The following is a 15,658-nucleotide window of genomic DNA, read 5'->3' on the forward strand; positions in this document are numbered from 1 at the left end:
GCGGCGTTCAGGCGCCGCTCCCCTTGAAAAAACAACCCGTGGCGTTCATGTGCAAAAGCCATGAACCCGATGCCGCTGCATGCCATGCCGCTGCCTAAGGGTCCAGTTTCCTTGCCCTCCCGCGTCAGCTGACCGCATGCCCTCGTACCCCTCCTCCCCTGAAGTCGCCATCGTCGGCGCCGGCCCTGCCGGCCTGATCGCCGCGGAGGTTTTGGGACGCGCGGGCGTCTCCGTCACCGTCTACGACCAGATGCCCTCGGTCGGCCGCAAGCTGCTCATGGCGGGCCGGGGCGGGTTGAACCTCACGCATTCGGAAGAGTTTGAGCGCTTTATCACCCGCTATGCCGAGGCCGCGCCGCAGCTGCGGCCCCCGATCGAGGCCTTCCGTCCGGAGGACCTGCGCGTCTGGTGCGAGGGCCTGGGGCAGGAGACCTTCGTGGGATCGAGCGGGCGCGTGTTCCCCAAGGCCTTCAAGGCCTCTCCGCTCCTGCGCGCCTGGCTGTCGCGGCTGGAGGGCCTCGGTGTCCGCTTCGCCCTGCGCCATCGCTGGCAGGGTTTTGACGACGGCTCCCTCGCCTTCACCGATGCGGCCGGCGAGCCGGTGCGGGTGAAGCCCGACGCCACAATCCTGGCGCTCGGCGGCGGAAGCTGGCCGCGGCTCGGCTCGGACGGGACCTGGGTCGACCTGCTGGCCCGGCGCGGCGTCGCCGTCTCGCCCCTCCGGCCGGCCAATATGGGCTTCACCTATCCGTGGTCGGAGGTCATGCGCAGCCGCTTCGAGGGCGAGCCCCTGAAGCGGATCGCACTCGCCTTCGAGGGCAGGATTGTGAAGGGCGAGGCCATCGTCACGGCGGACGGGATCGAGGGCGGCGCCGTCTACGCGCTCTCGGCACGGCTCCGCGACGCCATCGGGGAGCGTGGGTCCGCCCTTCTCCACATCGATCTCAGGCCCGATCTGCCCAAAGATGCTCTGGCGAAGCGCCTGAGCGCACCGAGAAAAGGCCAATCCGCCTCGACATTCCTGCGCAAGAGCGCCGGACTGAGCCCGGTCGGAATTGCCCTGCTGCGGGAGGCTTCCCCTGCCCTGCCGGTAGAGCCCGATTCGCTCGCCCGTCTCATCAAGGCCGTGCCCTTGAGGCTGACCGGCACGAAATCCCTGGAGCGGGCCATTTCCAGCGCCGGCGGCGTGCCGTTCACGGAGCTGGACGAACACCTGATGCTGCGGCGGCTGCCCGGAATCTTCGTCGCCGGCGAGATGCTGGACTGGGAGGCGCCCACCGGCGGCTACCTGCTGCAGGCCAGCTTCGCCACCGGCATTGCCGCAGCGAAAGGCGTCTTGAGCCGGCTGGGGATTCCCGATGCCGCATTGACGGAAAGCCTGTCCTCGGCCACACGGCAGACGTGATCGATCCCGCCAAGATTCTCCACGACGTGTTCGGCTTCCCCTCCTTCCGCGAAGGTCAGGAGGAGATCGTGCGCGCCGTGCTCGCCGGCGAGGACATTCTCGCCGTCATGCCCACCGGTGCAGGCAAGTCGCTCTGCTACCAGCTGCCGACGCTCGCCCGCCAGGGCCTGACCCTCGTGGTCTCGCCGCTCATCGCCCTCATGCGCGACCAGGTGGCGGCCCTGCGCCATTTCGGGGTCGAGGCCGGCAGCCTCAACTCCGCCAACGATCCGGACGAGAACCGCCGCGTGGTCGATGCGGTGCGCGATGGGCGCATGCGCCTTCTGTATGCCTCGCCGGAGCGCCTCGCCAATACCGGCACGACGGAATGGCTGGGACGGGCCGGCGTGAACATGCTCGCTATCGACGAGGCGCATTGCGTCTCGCAATGGGGCCACGATTTCCGGCCCGAATACGCCATGCTCGGCGAGGTGCGCCAGCGGCTCGGCAATGTGCAGACCATCGCGCTCACCGCCACCGCGGATGTTGCGACGCGCGGCGACATCATGCACCGGCTGTTCGAGGAGGAGCCGCGCCTCTTCATCCACGGCTTCGACCGGCCGAACCTGCGCCTCGCCATGCAGGCGAAGGAGCATTCCAAGCGCCAGCTCTTCTCGTTCCTCGACAAGCACCGGCACGAGAGCGGCATCGTCTATTGCTCCTCACGCGATGCGACGGAAAGGCTCGCCGATTCCCTGAGCCAGGCGGGCTATCGCGCCATGCCCTACCATGCCGGCATGCACCAGCAGGACCGCGCCAAGAACCAGGACATCTTCCTGCAGGAGGACGGCGTGGTGATGGTCGCGACCGTCGCCTTCGGCATGGGCATCGACAAGCCCGACGTGCGCTTCGTCGCCCATGCGGCGCTGCCGAAATCCATCGAGGCCTATTACCAGGAGATCGGCCGCGCGGGCCGCGACGGCGCGCCCGCCGATACGCTGACCCTCTACGGCCTCGACGACATGCGCCTGCGCCGCCTGCAGATCGAGGAGAGCGACGCCTCCGACGATCAGAAGCGCGTCGAACGCCAGCGCCTCAATGCACTGGTGGCGCTTTGCGAAGCGCCGCGCTGCCGCCGCCAGACCTTGCTCGCCTATTTCGGCGAGAGCACCGAGCCATGCGGCAATTGCGATCTGTGCATCGACGGCGTGATGTCTTTCGACGGCACCATCGAGGCGCAAAAAATTCTCTCCGCCATCGTGCGCACCGGCGAGCGCTTCGGCACGGAGCATCTCATCAGCATCCTCGTCGGCGAGGAGACGGATTCGATCCGCCGTTTCGGCCACAGCAAGCTGAAAACGTTTGGGGTCGGCGGCGACCGTTCGAAGACGGAATGGCGCTCGCTGATGCGGCAGATCTATGCGGCGGGCCTGATCGGCCTGGAACTTGCCGAATACGGACGCTGGACCCTGACCGACAAGGGCGTTGCCGTGCTCAAGGGCCAGGAGCGGATCGAGCTGCGCTCCGACGTGCTCATGAAGCCCGCCGAGCGCCGCCGCCGGCGCGGGCGGATGGAAGCGGAATCCGTGGTGCCGAGCGACGATCCGCTGCTTCTCGACCTGAAAGCCCTGCGCACGCGGCTCGCCAAGGAAGAGGGCGTGCCGGCCTATGTCATCTTCTCCGACCGCAGCCTCATCGACATGGCCGCCAAGCGTCCGGTGACCGCGCGCGCCTTCGGCGAGATCCACGGCGTCGGACAGGCCAAGCTCGATCGTTATGCGGATGCGTTTCTGGACGTGGTGAAGGCGCACGCGGCATAGGTTCTGGTTATCATCCGCGTAACGGCTGGGCTTGCACCGGTTATGACGTAGGACAAAGGCCCACCGTCATTCCGGGGCGCGGCAGGCGATCCGGAATCCATAACCGCTGACAGTGCAGAAAGAGGCGAAACGTGACTCGTTCTTCCTTCTGACGTCGTGATTATGGATTCCGGGCTCCGCTACGCGCCCCGGAATGACAGCGGCGGTTCCAAGCTGGCTCTCTAACGCCCCAGATAAGCCTCGAGATTCCGCAGATGGTGATGCCAGCCCGCCGCGTGCTGCTCGATCAGCTGCTGGCGCCTGTCGGCCGGCAGGACCGACCAGCCGCGGTGATCGAGCCGGAGCACCGTCTTGGCATCCGCTACGGGCTCGACATTCATGGACACCTGCGTGGCCTGCGGCCAGTCCTCGTCGGCCCAGCTGAGCTCGAGAAGCTCGGGCGGCTCGAAGCGGCTGACGGTGCCGATGGTGACGACCTTGCGTCCGGTCCCGTCGATCCATTCCTCGCGGAAGGCGCCGCCAGCCTTCGGCTCCAGGCGCACAGTGCCGCCCCACCAGGTGCCGATGGCCTCGGGCGACGTCAGCGCCGCCCAGACATCCCTGGAGTTCCTCCTGAAATCGTACTCGATGACAATCCGATCCGCTGTCGTCCCGACTTTCATGGTCGTTCCTCCTCAGGCCGTCTGTCGTCACCCGCCTGCTGTCACGTCCACCCAGGCGCCTTCACGGGCGCTCCTGGCAATCGCATCCACTGTTCGCTCGATGCGGATGCCGTCTTCGAATGCGATCAGATGCGCGCGCTCGCCCTCGATGCGGCGGATCAACTCGCGGCATTCGACGATCTTCAGATCGTTGAAGCCGAGCCCATGGCCTGGCGCCGGAATGAATTTATCATAAGGCGGATGATGCGGGGAGGCGAGAATGGTGCAAAAGCCCTGGCTCTCCTTCGGCCCGTCCGCGGTGTAGAGCTGCACCTCGTTCATGCGCTCCTGGTCGTAGACGATGGAGCCCTTCGCGCCGAAGAGCTGCACGAAGATGCGGCCCTTGCGGCCCCAGGCGGAGCGGTTGAGGGCAATCACACCCGAGGCGCCGTTGTCGAGCTCGATCAGGGTGGTGGCGATGTCGTAGGTCTCGACCGCGCGGCGGCCGCCGTCCTTGACCGGGCGATCCACATAGGGCTTGGCCATATGCCCGCAGACGCGCCGCACGCCGCCGAACAGGACCCAGATCAGGCTTAAGCCATGGACGCCGAAATCGTCGAGCGCGCCGTGGCCGGAACTCGCCTCGCTCTTCCAGTAGAAGAGCTGCTCCGGATCCGCCATGAAATCCTCGTCCATCTCGATGCGCACATGGTTGACCTCGCCGATCCGGCCTTCGTCGAGCAGGCGTCTGATGAGGCGGACGATCGGATTCTGGATGTAATTGTAGCCGAGCGCCGCGACCTTGGCCGAAGCGCGGGCCGCCGCGAGCATGCGCTCGGCATCTTCGAGCTTCGTCGCCATCGGCTTCTCGCACCAGACATGCTTACCCGCCTCCAGCGCTGCGATCGTCATCTCGGGATGGAAGGCGTTGGGCGTGGTGATCGACACCACATCGACGGCAGGATCGGCGACGAGGGAGCGCCAGTCGCCGGTGGCGCGCGCGAAGCCGAGCTCATGCGCTTTCCGCTCGGCAAGATCCTGCGAGGCTTCGGCCAGCACAGCGAGATGCGGCCGCTCCACATCGCCGAAGACGGCCGCGACCGCATTCCAGGCGAGCGCATGGCACTTGCCCATGTAGCCCGTGCCGATGAGACCGATGCCGAGTGACGTCATGCGTTACGCTCCTGAGGGTTTGGACAATAAGAGGCTGCGCGGAATTCCCTCCCCCTTGCGGGGAGGGGTGGGGGTGGTGTGGCCGGGTGAGATCTTCCCGTCACATCCGCCACGTCATGGCCGGCCTTGTGCCAGCCATCCCGATGCTGAAAAGCGCAGCGCCTCCCCATCAATCTCATTGCTCTGACTTTGCGACCCCCACCCTCAATCCCTCCCCGCAAGGGGGAGGGAAGTAGCGCAGCAATCACGCTTTTACACCATCCCGCCGAGCTCCTCCGACACCGCCTGCAATTCCTTGCCGCCGGCCATGAGGTTCTGCAGCTCCTCGATCTGGATCTCGGATTTTCTGTAGGTGCCGAGGGTCTTGCCGCGATTGAGCACGGTGAAGCGGTCGCCCACCGCATAGGCGTGGCGCACGTTGTGCGTGATGAAGATCACGCCGAGGCCCTTTTGCCGGACTTGATGGATGTATTTGAGCACCATGGAGGTCTGCGCTACGCCGAGCGCCGAGGTCGGCTCGTCGAGGATCAGCACCTTGGCGCCGAAATACACGGCGCGCGCGATCGCCACGCATTGGCGCTCGCCGCCGGAAAGAGTGCCGACCGCCTGATGCGGATCGCGCACGTCGATGCCGATCTTGTGCATCTCCTCGCGGGTGACCTCGTCGCAATGATCGAAATCCACATTGCGGAACGGCCAGATCCCCTTCACCGGCTCGCGGCCCATGAAGAAGTTTCGCGTGACCGACATGAGCGGGATCATCGCGAGATCCTGATAGACCGTCGCGATGCCGGCATCGAGCGCGTCGCGCGGGCTGGCGAAGGCCACGGACCGGCCTTCGACCAGGAAGTCGCCCGAGGTCGGTTTGTGCACGCCGGCGAGCGTCTTGATCAGGGTCGACTTGCCGGCGCCGTTGTCGCCCAGAAGGCACATGACCTCGCTGCGATTGACGGTGAGCGACACGCCCGAGAGCGCGATCACGGAGCCGAAATGCTTGACGAGGTTGCGGATGTCGATGAGAGGGGCTTCCGTGTCCATCACCGTTCTCCCGTCACCTTGCGGCGGATGAAGTTGTTGAACAGAACGGCGAGCAGCAGCATGGCGCCGAGAAAAACCTGGAACCAGTCGGAATCGAAGCGCGTGTAGGTGAGACCGATGGAGACCATGCCGAAGATGATGGCGCCGAAGAAGGCGCCGATGGCCGAGCCGTAGCCGCCGGTGAGCAGGCAGCCGCCGATCACTGCGGCGATGATCGCCTCGAATTCCTTCTGGAAGCCGCGCCGCGCATCGGTCGAGCCGGCATCGAGAACGGTGAGGATGGCGACGAGAGCGGCCGCAGCGGCGGTGAACATGAAGAGCGCCGTCTTCACCCGGTCGACCGGCACACCGGAATTGCGCGCTGCATTGGCATCGCCGCCGGCCGCGAAGATCCAGTTGCCGGCGCGCGTGCGCAGAAGAAGCCAAGTGGCCGCCAGCGCGAAGAGAATGAACCAGACGATGGAGACCGGCATTCCGGTCACCGTCGGCGTGCCGTTCGGGAACTTGGCGATGATGTCATGCGCCGCGAACCAGGAGAAGACGCCTTCGAAGGCAACGCCGGAGAAGAGTTCGCGGATGATGCCCTCGCCCGCCTGATCGCCGATGCCGCGCATCTGCGTCGAGCCGCCGGTCGCCCATTTCAGCCCGACGAGCGAGAGCCCGCGCAGGATGAACAGGAAGGCGAGGGTGACGATGAAGGAGGGCAGCCGCGTACGAATGACCATCTGCCCGTTCAGGGCACCGAGCACGGCCGCCACGACGAAGGTCGCTGCGATGGCGACGAGCAGGGGCCAGCCGCTCAGCGTGATGAAGGCGCCGAAGACGAGGCCGGTGAAGGCCACCATGGAGCCGATGGAGAGATCGAACTCGCCGCCGATCATCAGGAGCGCCGCTGCGATGGCGAGGATGCCGAGCTGAGACGCAGGCGAGAGGATGTTCATGATGCCCGCGAGCGTGAACATCGACGAATCGGCGGTGGAGAGAAAGAAGATCGTGACCAGGACGAGGCCGGCCAGGGCGCCGAGTTCCGGGCGCCGCATGATCTTTGTAAGAAGGGAGACCTCCCGAAGGCGCTCGTCCTGAATTTTCTTGACGGCGGTGGCCGGTGCGAGATTGGCGGTCGGCTGGGTGGTGTTGACCATGAGCGCCTCCCCGAATGGATCCGTGAAAAACGGGAGCCCGCAGCCATGCCGGCTGCGGGCTCCGATAAGCGCTTTAGCGAATGCCCTTGGCGGACAGATCGATCACCTGGCTGGCCTTTTCCTTGGTGATCAGGTTCGGGCCGGAGGGCACGTTGCCGCCGGGCATCAGGCCGTACTTGGCGTAATTCGCCAGAAACACGACCGGCAGATAGCCCTGCAGGTATTGCTGCTGGTCGATGGCGAAGACCGCCTCGCCGCTCGCCACCGACTTGAGGAACCCGGCCGACATGTCGAAGGTGGCGACGCGGATGGCGCCCGTCTTGCCGGCCTCCTTCACGGCCGCAACCGACGGCTCGCCCGCCGTGCCGGCGCCGAGCGCAAGGATGGTATCGACCGAGGCATCGGCCGCAACCGCCGCCTTCACCTTGGCGCGTATATCCGCGGGATCGTTGGTGACGGGGAGCACCGTCACCTTGCCGCCGAAGCCTTCCGCGAAGCCCTTGCAGCGCAGGTCGAGCGACACGTTGCCGACCTCCTGGTTCACGCACAGGCCGACCTTGCCGCCCAATTCTTTCAGCTTCGCGCCGGCGATGCGTCCGGCTTCGATCTCATCCTGGCCCACATGAAGCAGCGCGCCGAGCTTCTTCGACACGTCGGAACCGGAGTTCATGGAGATCACCGGAATGCCGGCGGCCACGGCCTTCTGGATCGCCGGGCCGAGCGCCGAGGAATCCGGGATCGAGACAATGAGGCCGGCCGGCTTCTGGTTCACGGCGGCGTCGATGAGCTGGGACATGGCGACCATGTCGAAGGTTTCCGGCGCCCGGTAATCGACCTGGACCTTCATGTCCTGGCCGCCCGCGGCGACGCCGTTCTTCACCACCGACCAGAACGGATCGTTGGCCTGGCCGTGGCTGACGACAATGATACGGGTATTCTGCGCCGCGGCCGGAACGACGGCGGCAAGGGTCAGGGCTGCTGCGGCAGCCAGACCGGTAATGAAAGATTTCATGCTCTTCCTCCCATTGATCTCAGTCGTGCACCGCAGCCTGTTGGCAGCGATGGACTTAAGCGGCATTGCCGCTTGCCTCACCGGGCAGAGAGAAAACAAATGAGCCGAAGGGCGAATCACCGTCCGAACAGCGTTCCCTCTGCCGATCCGATCGTCCGTCAAAACGGAACGTCAGAACCTTTTTTGTTTCACTATTGGAATTTTTATTCCATTTTTGTAGGATCGGGTCAAGGCCCGTTCCGACGTCTCGGGGCCGGTTGGATGGGAGCAGAGGACAGCATGGGCAGCGCAGAGACAGTCGCGGTCGGAGTGCCCGAGGATTATGACGGGCTGCGCACGCTTCTGCTCAACCGCCGCGATGCGATGCCCAAGCGTCTCAAGCAGCTCGCCGCCTTCGCCCTCGCGCATCCCGAGGACGTGGCCTTCGGCACGGTGGCCGGCATCGCCGAGCACGCAGGCGTGCAGCCCTCCACCCTGGTGCGCTTCGCCAAGAGCCTCGGCTATGACGGCTTCTCTCATCTGCAGCAGATCTTTCGCGACCGCCTGCGCGAACGCTTTCCCGATTATCGCGAACGGCTGAAGGGCCTGCGCGATGCGGAGGGACATCACGTCCATGCGGCGTCCCTGCTCGAAGGCTTCACCAATGCCGCCGCCGTGTCGCTGGAACGGATGAGCGCCTCCGTGAGCCCGGAAGAACTGTCCCGCGCCATCGAGACGCTCGCCAAGGCCGACACGGTCTATCTGCTCGGCGCGCGCCGGGTGTTTCCGGTTATCGCCTATTGCGCCTACGCCTTCGGCAAGCTCGGGGTGCGGGCGATCCTCATCGATCATGTCGGACAGCTCGGCCCGGAGCAGCTCGCCATCGCCACGAAGCGCGATGCGGTGCTCGCCATCAGCTTCACGCCCTATGCGCCGGTTACCGCCGATCTTGCCGCCGCCGCCGCGCAGCGCGACGTGCCGGTGGTGGCGATCACCGACTCGGCCTTCAGCCCGCTGGTGACGAGCGCCGATGTCTGGATCGAGGTCGCCGAGGCTGATTTCGGCGCCTTCCGCTCGCTCTCCGCATCGTTTGCATTGGCGATGGCGCTGGCGGTGGGCACTGCGGAGAAGCGGGCGGAGGGATAGTTAGGGCGTCATCCCGGACGGCACAGCCGATCCGGGACCGTTGGGCTAGAAGAGCGCTGTCATTCCGGGGCGGCAAAGCCGAGCCCGGAATCCATAAACACGACATCTGCGGACCGAGCGAAATGCGTTGCACCGCTCTCTGCACCGTCAGCGGATATGGATTTCCACGCCTGCGGCGCGGCCCTTCGGGTCCGCCTGCGCGGGAATGACAGCGTTGAGTTTCCCGCATCCTTTACTGCTCGCGATCCCGGATCGGCTTACGCCGTCCGGGATGACGCGTGTTGCTTACACCCGCACCGGCTTTCCGCTCTGCGCCGACTCCGTCGCCGCATCCGCGAGGCGCTGGGCCATCAGGCCGTCACGGCCGGTGGGATTGCACGGCTTGCCGTCGCGAACCGCGTTGAGGAACGTGGCCAGCTCCTCGCGATAAGCCTCCGCATAGCGCTCCAGGAAGAAATCCTGCACCGGGTCGGCGGCGATGCCTGAGGCGTTGGCCACCTCCACCGTGGTGCGGTGGATGTTGCCGGCGCGGATCATGCCCTTGGAGCCGTGCACCTCGATGCGCTGGTCGTAGCCGTAAGTGGCGCGGCGGGAATTGGAGATCTGCACGATGCGGCCCTTGGCGGTCTTCAGCATCACTGCCGCCGTGTCCACGTCGCCGGCCTGGCCGATGGCGGGATCGACGAGGGACGAGCCGACCGCATGCACCTCCACCGGCTCGTCGCCGAGCAGCAGGAAGCGGGCCATGTCGAGATCGTGGATCATCATGTCGCGGAAGAGGCCGCCCGAGGTGGCGATGTAGCTCACCGGCGGCGGGCCGGGATCGCGCGACAGGATGGTGACGATTTCCACCTCGCCGACCTCGCCGTCGGCGAGGCGCCGGCGCAGGGATGCGAAGTTGGGATCGAAGCGGCGGTTGAAGCCGATCATCAGCGGCGTGCCGGCCTTCTCGACGGTAGCGAGGCAGGCCTCGATGCGCGCGCTCGAGAGATCGACCGGCTTCTCGCAGAACACCGCCTTGCCGGCGCGCGCGCCGCGCTCGATCAGATCGGCATGGGTGGTGGTCGGCGTGCAGACGAGGATGGCGTCCACATCCGAGCGCTCGACGATCTCCTCCAAGGAGGCAACCTCGGCGCCCGTTGCCACCGCCAGCTCCTGCGCGGAGGGAGCGTGCGGGTCGGCCACCGCCACGAGGCGAGCGTCCGGATGGCTGGCGGCGTTGCGCCCGTGAATGCGGCCGATTCGGCCCGCGCCCAGAACGGCGATCCTGATCATGTTTCCCCTCTGATTCTTTGCCGGCTACAGCGAAATTTGGAATTGATATTCCAAGATTATTTGCTAATAGAATAAACGTTCTATAACTGCAAGAGCCGAAAGCGGCTCTCACACGGTTCTACAAGGCCGGGAGCGGGAGGAATAGCATGAAGCCAGCCTTGGATGTCATCACCATCGGACGCTCCTCGGTCGATCTCTACGGCCAGCAGGTGGGCGGGCGGCTTGAGGACATGGCCTCCTTCTCCAAGGCGGTCGGCGGCTGCCCGGCGAATATCGCCATCGGCACCGCGCGACTCGGCCTGAAATCGGGCCTCGTCACCCGCGTCGGCGACGAGGCCATGGGCCGGTTCATCCGCGAGCAGATGGAGCGCGAGGGCGTCTCGACGAAAGGCATCGTCACCGACGGGGAGCGCCTGACCGCCCTCGTGCTTCTCGGCGTGCGCGACGAGGATTCCTTTCCGCTGATCTTTTATCGCGACAACTGCGCCGACATGGCGCTGACGGAGGACGATATCAACGAGGGCTTCATCGCCTCGGCCGCAGCCATCGTCGTCACCGGCACGCATTTTTCGCGCGAGAAAACGGCCGCCGCGCAGAAGAAGGCGATCCGCATCGCCAAGGCGAATGGCCGCAAGGTGGTGTTCGACGTGGATTACCGCCCCAACCTCTGGGGCCTTCTCGGCCACGGCGCCGGCGAATCGCGTTACGTGCGCTCCGATGCGGTCACGGAACACCTGAAGCCGATCCTCGCCGATTGCGATCTCGTCGTCGGCACGGAGGAAGAGCTGCACATCGCGGGCGGCTCGGAAGATACGCTCACCGCCATCCGCGCCATCCGCGCGATCTCGAAGGCGACCATCGTGTGCAAGCGCGGCCCCATGGGCTGCGTGGTGTTTCCGGCCGAGATTCCCGCCTCGCTGGACGACGGCGTGAAGGGTCCCGGCTTCCCGGTCGAGGTCTACAACGTGCTCGGCGCGGGCGATGCCTTTCTCTCCGGCTTCCTGCGCGGATGGCTGAAAGACGAAAAGCTCGAGACCTGCTGCGCCTATGCCAATGCGAGCGGGGCGTTTGCGGTCTCGCGCCTGCTCTGCTCGCCCGAGATTCCGACCTTCCCCGAGCTGCAGCATTTCCTGAAGGTGGGCAGCCGCCACAAGGCCCTGCGCTTCGACGAGGACATCAACCACATTCATTGGGCGACGACGCGCCGGCCTGAGAGCCCGGCCCTCATGGCGCTCGCCATCGACCACCGCATGCAGCTCGAAGCAATGGCGAAGGAGATCGGCGCGCCGGTCGAGCGCATTCCCGACTTCAAGGTGCTCGCCGTCGAGGCCGCGGCGAAGGTGGCGGACGGCCGCCCCGGCTTCGGCATGCTGATCGACGGCACCTATGGCCGCGAAGCGTTGTTCCGCGCCGCCGATCATCCGTTCTGGATCGGCCGCCCCGTCGAGCTGCCGGGCTCGCGACCGCTCGATTTCGAGGGCGGCGGCTCGCTCGGCGCCAAGCTCGTGGAATGGCCGGTCGGGCACACCATCAAATGCCTGTGCTTCTACCATCCCGACGATCCACCGGAGCTGAAGCAGCAACAGGAGCGCGACCTGCTTCGCCTCCACGACGCCGCGCGGCGCATCGGCCGCGAGCTTCTGGTCGAAATCATCGCCGGCAAGCACGGGCCGCTCAAGACCGATACCGTCGCCGGCATCCTGCAGCGCCTTTACGATCTCGGCATCAAGCCGGACTGGTGGAAGCTCGAGCCGCAGCGGGACGAAGCCGCCTGGCATGCCATCGGAGACGTAATCACCCGGAATGACCCCTATTGCCGCGGCATCGTGCTGCTCGGGCTCGAGGCGCCGGAGGATGAACTGGAGGCAGCCTTCGCTGCAGCCGCCAAGGAGCCGCAGGTGAAGGGCTTTGCGGTCGGCCGCACGATCTTCAACGACGCCGCGCGGCGCTGGCTCAAGGGCGAGATCGCCAATGAGGCCGCAATCGCCGACATGGCCGCCCGTTTCCAGCGTCTCGTCGATGCCTGGCAGCGGGTCTCGGCCCGCTCGAGGGCGGCCTAATACCAAGGGCGGAGCCGGCAGAAGGCCCTGCCCTCTTTCCATGAACGGGAAAACCTGAAAACCCTGCGACGCGATTTCTAAGGGGAACACGCATGAGCACGATCCGCCTGACCATGGCGCAAGCCGTCGCCCGATTCCTGACGGCGCAGAAGACGGAGATCGATGGAAAAATCCTGCCGCTCTTCGGCGGCGTTTGGGCCATTTTCGGCCACGGCAACGTGGCGGGCATGGGCGAGGCGCTGCACGGGGTGCGCGAGACCCTTCCCACCTTCCGCGCCCATAACGAGCAGGGGATGGCTCATGCGGCCATTGCCTTCGCCAAGGCCTCGCGCCGCCGGCGCATGATGGCCTGCACCACCTCCATCGGCCCCGGCGCCACCAACATGGTGACGGCCGCCGCTGTCGCCCATGTGAACCGCCTGCCGGTGCTGCTTCTTCCCGGCGACGTCTTCGCCAACCGCAGGCCCGATCCGGTGCTGCAGCAGATCGAAAGCTTTTCCGACGGCACGGTGTCGGCCAACGACTGCTTCCGGCCCGTCTCGCGCTATTTCGACCGCATCACCAGACCCGAGCAGATCATCCCCGCGCTGCAACGCGCCATGACCGTGCTCACCGACCCCGCCGAATGCGGGCCGGTGACGCTGGCATTGTGCCAGGACACGCAGGCCGAGGCCTACGATTATCCGGAAAGTTTCTTTGCGGACAGGATCTGGACGCCGCGCCGCATCCGCCCCGACGAGGCAGAACTCGCGGACGCCGCCGACCTCATCCGCAACGCGAAGAAGCCCTTCGTCGTCGCCGGCGGCGGCGTGCTTTACTCCGGCGCGGAAAAAGTGCTGGCTGACTTCGCGCAGAAGCACGGCCTTTCCGTCGGCGAGACGCAGGCCGGCAAGTCGAGCCTGCCGCACGACAATCAAGCCAATCTCGGCGCCATCGGCGTGACCGGCACGGGCGCCGCCAACGCGCTCGCCGAAGAGGCCGATGTGGTGATCGCGGTCGGCACGCGCCTGCAGGACTTCACCACCGGATCCTGGGCCCTGTTCAAGAACCCGGACCGGCGCATCGTCGGCCTCAATGTGCAGACCTTCGATGCGGCCAAGCACAACGCGCTGCCGCTGGTCGCCGACGCGCGCGTCGGCCTGGAGGAACTGAGCCGCGCGCTCGGCGCCTGGAAGGCCCCCGACGCTTGGACGGCAAAGGCGCGCCAGGAGAAAACCCGCTGGTTCGACAAAGCCGCCCGCTACACGGATCCGACCAACGCGGAACTGCCCTCCGATGCGCAGGTGATCGGCGCGGTGCAGCGCACGTCGCAGCCGACCGACGTGGTGGTCTGTGCCGCCGGCGGCCTGCCGGGCGAGCTGCACAAGCATTGGAAAGCGAGCACCGCCCTCGGCTACCACATGGAATACGGCTATTCCTGCATGGGCTACGAGATCGCCGGCGGGCTCGGCGTGAAGATGGCGGATCCCTCGCGCGAAGTGATCGTGATGGTGGGCGACGGCTCCTATCTCATGATGAATTCGGAGCTTGCCTCTTCCGTGATGCTCGACAAGAAGCTGATAATCGTGCTGCTCGACAACCGCGGCTATGGCTGCATCAACCGCCTGCAGCGCGCCACCGGCGGCGAAAGCTTCAACAACCTGCTGCAGCACACGAACCACGTGACCCTTCCCGAGATCGACTTCGCGGCGCATGCGGCAAGCCTCGGCGCACAGGCGATCAAGGTGAAGGGCATCGGCGAACTTGAGGATGCCCTGAAGAAGGCGCGCAGCGCCGAGCGCAGCACCGTGATCGTCATCGACACCGACCCGCTCGCTTCCACCGATGCTGGCGGTCATTGGTGGGACGTGGCGGTGCCGGAAGTCTCGGTGCGCGAGCCGGTGAAGACGGCACGCAAGAATTACGAAACGGCCCTTGCCGCGCAGCGGGTGGGCGATTGAGACTGCGAATACAAACACTGCCCTCATCCTGAGGAGCCGCGAAGCGGCGTCTCGAAGGAGACTTCAGAAAGCACTGGATCCTCCTTCGAGACGGGCCTGAAGGCCCTCCTCAGGATGAGGTTGAGGAATATGATCGAGAAAGGATAACAATCATGACGATCCGCATCGGGGCCAATCCCATCGGCTGGTCCAACGACGACATGCTGGAGCTTGGCGGTGAGACGCCGCTGGAGGTTTGCCTGGCCGAGGCCAAGGAAGCCGGCTTCGAGGGCATGGAACTCGGCAACAAGTTTCCGCGCGAGCCGGAGGCGTTGAAGAAGGCGCTGGCACCCTTCGGCTTGGCTTGCGTCTCCGGCTGGTATTCCGCCGAACTTCTGAAGCGAGACGCCGATGCGGAGATGAAGGCTCTGCGCCCGCATCTCGATCTTCTGAAAAGCATGGGCTCTAACGTGCTGGTCTTCGCCGAGACCTCGAACGCCATCCACGGCGACCGCTCGAAGCCGCTGTCGCAGCGCCCCGTGATGAAGGACGGCGACTGGGCCGAGTTCGGCCGCCGCATCACCGAAGTGGCCGAGCGGACCCTGCAGGAAGGCGTGCGCGTGGTCTATCACCACCACATGGGCACCATCGTGGAATCGGAGGCCGATATCGACGCCTTCATGCGCTCCACGGGCGAGGCTGTGCATCTTCTTCTCGACACAGGACATGCGACCTGGGGCGGTGCCGATCCCGCAGCGCTCGCCCGCCGCTACCGCAGCCGCATCAGCCATGTGCACACCAAGGACGTGCGGAAGAGCGTGATGGAAAAGTCGAAGGCCGAGGGCTGGAGCTTCCTCGATTCCGTCATCGAAGGCGTCTACACGGTGCCGGGCGACGGCATGGTGGATTTCGTCTCCGTGTTCAAGGAACTGCCGGGCTATAGCGGCTGGGTGGTGATCGAGGCGGAGCAGGATCCGAAGAAGGCGCACCCGCTCACCTGTGCCAAGATGGGTTATGCCAATCTCACCCGGTATCTCAAGGACGCCGGCCTGCGATAAGGAAGATTGCG

General features: G+C 65.7%; 12 protein-coding genes. 6 read left to right on the forward strand and 6 right to left on the reverse strand.

The annotated features are described in order from the left end of the window. Nucleotides 1–136: 136 nt before the first annotated feature. Complete coding sequence (locus tag BB934_RS10905; RefSeq protein WP_099509651.1) at nucleotides 137–1,405, forward strand: TIGR03862 family flavoprotein; 1,269 nt, start codon at nucleotides 137–139, stop codon at nucleotides 1,403–1,405. Next, entirely contained in the window at nucleotides 1,402–3,204 is a 1,803-nt protein-coding gene (gene recQ, locus BB934_RS10910; protein ID WP_099509652.1) for a DNA helicase RecQ, read from the forward strand. Before BB934_RS10905 ends, recQ begins: the two co-directional genes overlap by 4 nt. Before the next feature lie 221 nt (nucleotides 3,205–3,425). Here recQ and BB934_RS10915 read toward each other — a convergent pair whose 3' ends face one another. The 5 genes from BB934_RS10915 to BB934_RS10935 all read right to left on the reverse strand — a co-directional run bounded on the left by BB934_RS10915 (nucleotide 3,426) and on the right by BB934_RS10935 (nucleotide 8,210). Further along, a complete protein-coding gene (locus BB934_RS10915; protein ID WP_099509653.1) occupies nucleotides 3,426–3,866 on the reverse strand; it encodes an SRPBCC family protein in 441 nt (146 codons plus the stop codon). Between the two features lie 27 nt (nucleotides 3,867–3,893). After that, nucleotides 3,894–5,018, reverse strand: a complete 1,125-nt coding sequence (locus BB934_RS10920) for a Gfo/Idh/MocA family protein (protein ID WP_099509654.1) — start codon at nucleotides 5,016–5,018, stop codon at nucleotides 3,894–3,896. Between the two features lie 252 nt (nucleotides 5,019–5,270). Next, complete coding sequence (locus BB934_RS10925; protein WP_099509655.1) at nucleotides 5,271–6,056, reverse strand: ATP-binding cassette domain-containing protein; 786 nt, start codon at nucleotides 6,054–6,056, stop codon at nucleotides 5,271–5,273. Then, entirely contained in the window at nucleotides 6,056–7,198 is a 1,143-nt protein-coding gene (locus BB934_RS10930; protein ID WP_237050247.1) for an ABC transporter permease, read from the reverse strand. The genes BB934_RS10925 and BB934_RS10930 overlap by 1 nt, the downstream gene beginning before the upstream one ends. Nucleotides 7,199–7,271: 73 nt before the next feature. After that, nucleotides 7,272–8,210: a sugar ABC transporter substrate-binding protein gene (locus tag BB934_RS10935; RefSeq protein ID WP_099509656.1), complete on the reverse strand. Its 939-nt coding sequence runs from the start codon at nucleotides 8,208–8,210 to the stop codon at nucleotides 7,272–7,274. 279 nt (nucleotides 8,211–8,489) lie between these two features. On the opposite strand from BB934_RS10935, the gene BB934_RS10940 reads away from it, so the two are divergent. Then, the gene (locus tag BB934_RS10940) at nucleotides 8,490–9,335 is read left to right on the forward strand and encodes a MurR/RpiR family transcriptional regulator (RefSeq protein WP_173909444.1); all 846 of its coding nucleotides are present in this window, start codon (nucleotides 8,490–8,492) and stop codon (nucleotides 9,333–9,335) included. A gap of 285 nt (nucleotides 9,336–9,620) precedes the next feature. Here the strand turns inward: BB934_RS10940 and iolG are convergent, their stop codons facing one another. After that, entirely contained in the window at nucleotides 9,621–10,610 is a 990-nt protein-coding gene (gene iolG / locus BB934_RS10945) for an inositol 2-dehydrogenase (RefSeq protein ID WP_099509658.1), read from the reverse strand. A gap of 146 nt (nucleotides 10,611–10,756) precedes the next feature. On the opposite strand from iolG, the gene BB934_RS10950 reads away from it, so the two are divergent. From BB934_RS10950 to iolE, 3 genes are all read left to right on the forward strand, one after another. Continuing rightward, the gene (locus BB934_RS10950; RefSeq protein WP_099509659.1) at nucleotides 10,757–12,670 is read left to right on the forward strand and encodes a bifunctional 5-dehydro-2-deoxygluconokinase/5-dehydro-2-deoxyphosphogluconate aldolase; all 1,914 of its coding nucleotides are present in this window, start codon (nucleotides 10,757–10,759) and stop codon (nucleotides 12,668–12,670) included. Nucleotides 12,671–12,762: 92 nt separating this feature from the next. Further along, nucleotides 12,763–14,610 (forward strand): 3D-(3,5/4)-trihydroxycyclohexane-1,2-dione acylhydrolase (decyclizing), encoded by a 1,848-nt coding sequence (gene iolD, locus BB934_RS10955; RefSeq protein ID WP_099509660.1) that lies wholly within the window; start codon nucleotides 12,763–12,765, stop codon nucleotides 14,608–14,610. A 152-nt stretch (nucleotides 14,611–14,762) separates the two neighbouring features. After that, on the forward strand, nucleotides 14,763–15,647 hold the full coding sequence (iolE, locus tag BB934_RS10960) for a myo-inosose-2 dehydratase (RefSeq protein ID WP_099509661.1): 885 nt from the start codon (nucleotides 14,763–14,765) through the stop codon (nucleotides 15,645–15,647). Nucleotides 15,648–15,658: the final 11 nt, after the last annotated feature.

The organism is Microvirga ossetica (assembly GCF_002741015.1).
Lineage (GTDB): Bacteria > Pseudomonadota > Alphaproteobacteria > Rhizobiales > Beijerinckiaceae > Microvirga > Microvirga ossetica.

What these genes read in the sequence shown, in the direction of transcription:
- BB934_RS10905 (WP_099509651.1), top strand. Translation starts at nt 137, where the DNA reads ATGCCCTCGTACCCCTCCTCCCCTGAAGTCGCCATCGTCGGCGCCGGC.
- BB934_RS10915 (WP_099509653.1), bottom strand. Translation starts at nt 3,866, where the DNA reads ATGAAAGTCGGGACGACAGCGGATCGGATTGTCATCGAGTACGATTTC.
- BB934_RS10920 (WP_099509654.1), bottom strand. Translation starts at nt 5,018, where the DNA reads ATGACGTCACTCGGCATCGGTCTCATCGGCACGGGCTACATGGGCAAG.
- BB934_RS10925 (WP_099509655.1), bottom strand. Translation starts at nt 6,056, where the DNA reads ATGGACACGGAAGCCCCTCTCATCGACATCCGCAACCTCGTCAAGCAT.
- BB934_RS10930 (WP_237050247.1), bottom strand. Translation starts at nt 7,198, where the DNA reads ATGGTCAACACCACCCAGCCGACCGCCAATCTCGCACCGGCCACCGCC.
- BB934_RS10935 (WP_099509656.1), bottom strand. Translation starts at nt 8,210, where the DNA reads ATGAAATCTTTCATTACCGGTCTGGCTGCCGCAGCAGCCCTGACCCTT.
- BB934_RS10940 (WP_173909444.1), top strand. Translation starts at nt 8,490, where the DNA reads ATGGGCAGCGCAGAGACAGTCGCGGTCGGAGTGCCCGAGGATTATGAC.
- iolG (WP_099509658.1), bottom strand. Translation starts at nt 10,610, where the DNA reads ATGATCAGGATCGCCGTTCTGGGCGCGGGCCGAATCGGCCGCATTCAC.
- BB934_RS10950 (WP_099509659.1), top strand. Translation starts at nt 10,757, where the DNA reads ATGAAGCCAGCCTTGGATGTCATCACCATCGGACGCTCCTCGGTCGAT.
- iolD (WP_099509660.1), top strand. Translation starts at nt 12,763, where the DNA reads ATGAGCACGATCCGCCTGACCATGGCGCAAGCCGTCGCCCGATTCCTG.
- iolE (WP_099509661.1), top strand. Translation starts at nt 14,763, where the DNA reads ATGACGATCCGCATCGGGGCCAATCCCATCGGCTGGTCCAACGACGAC.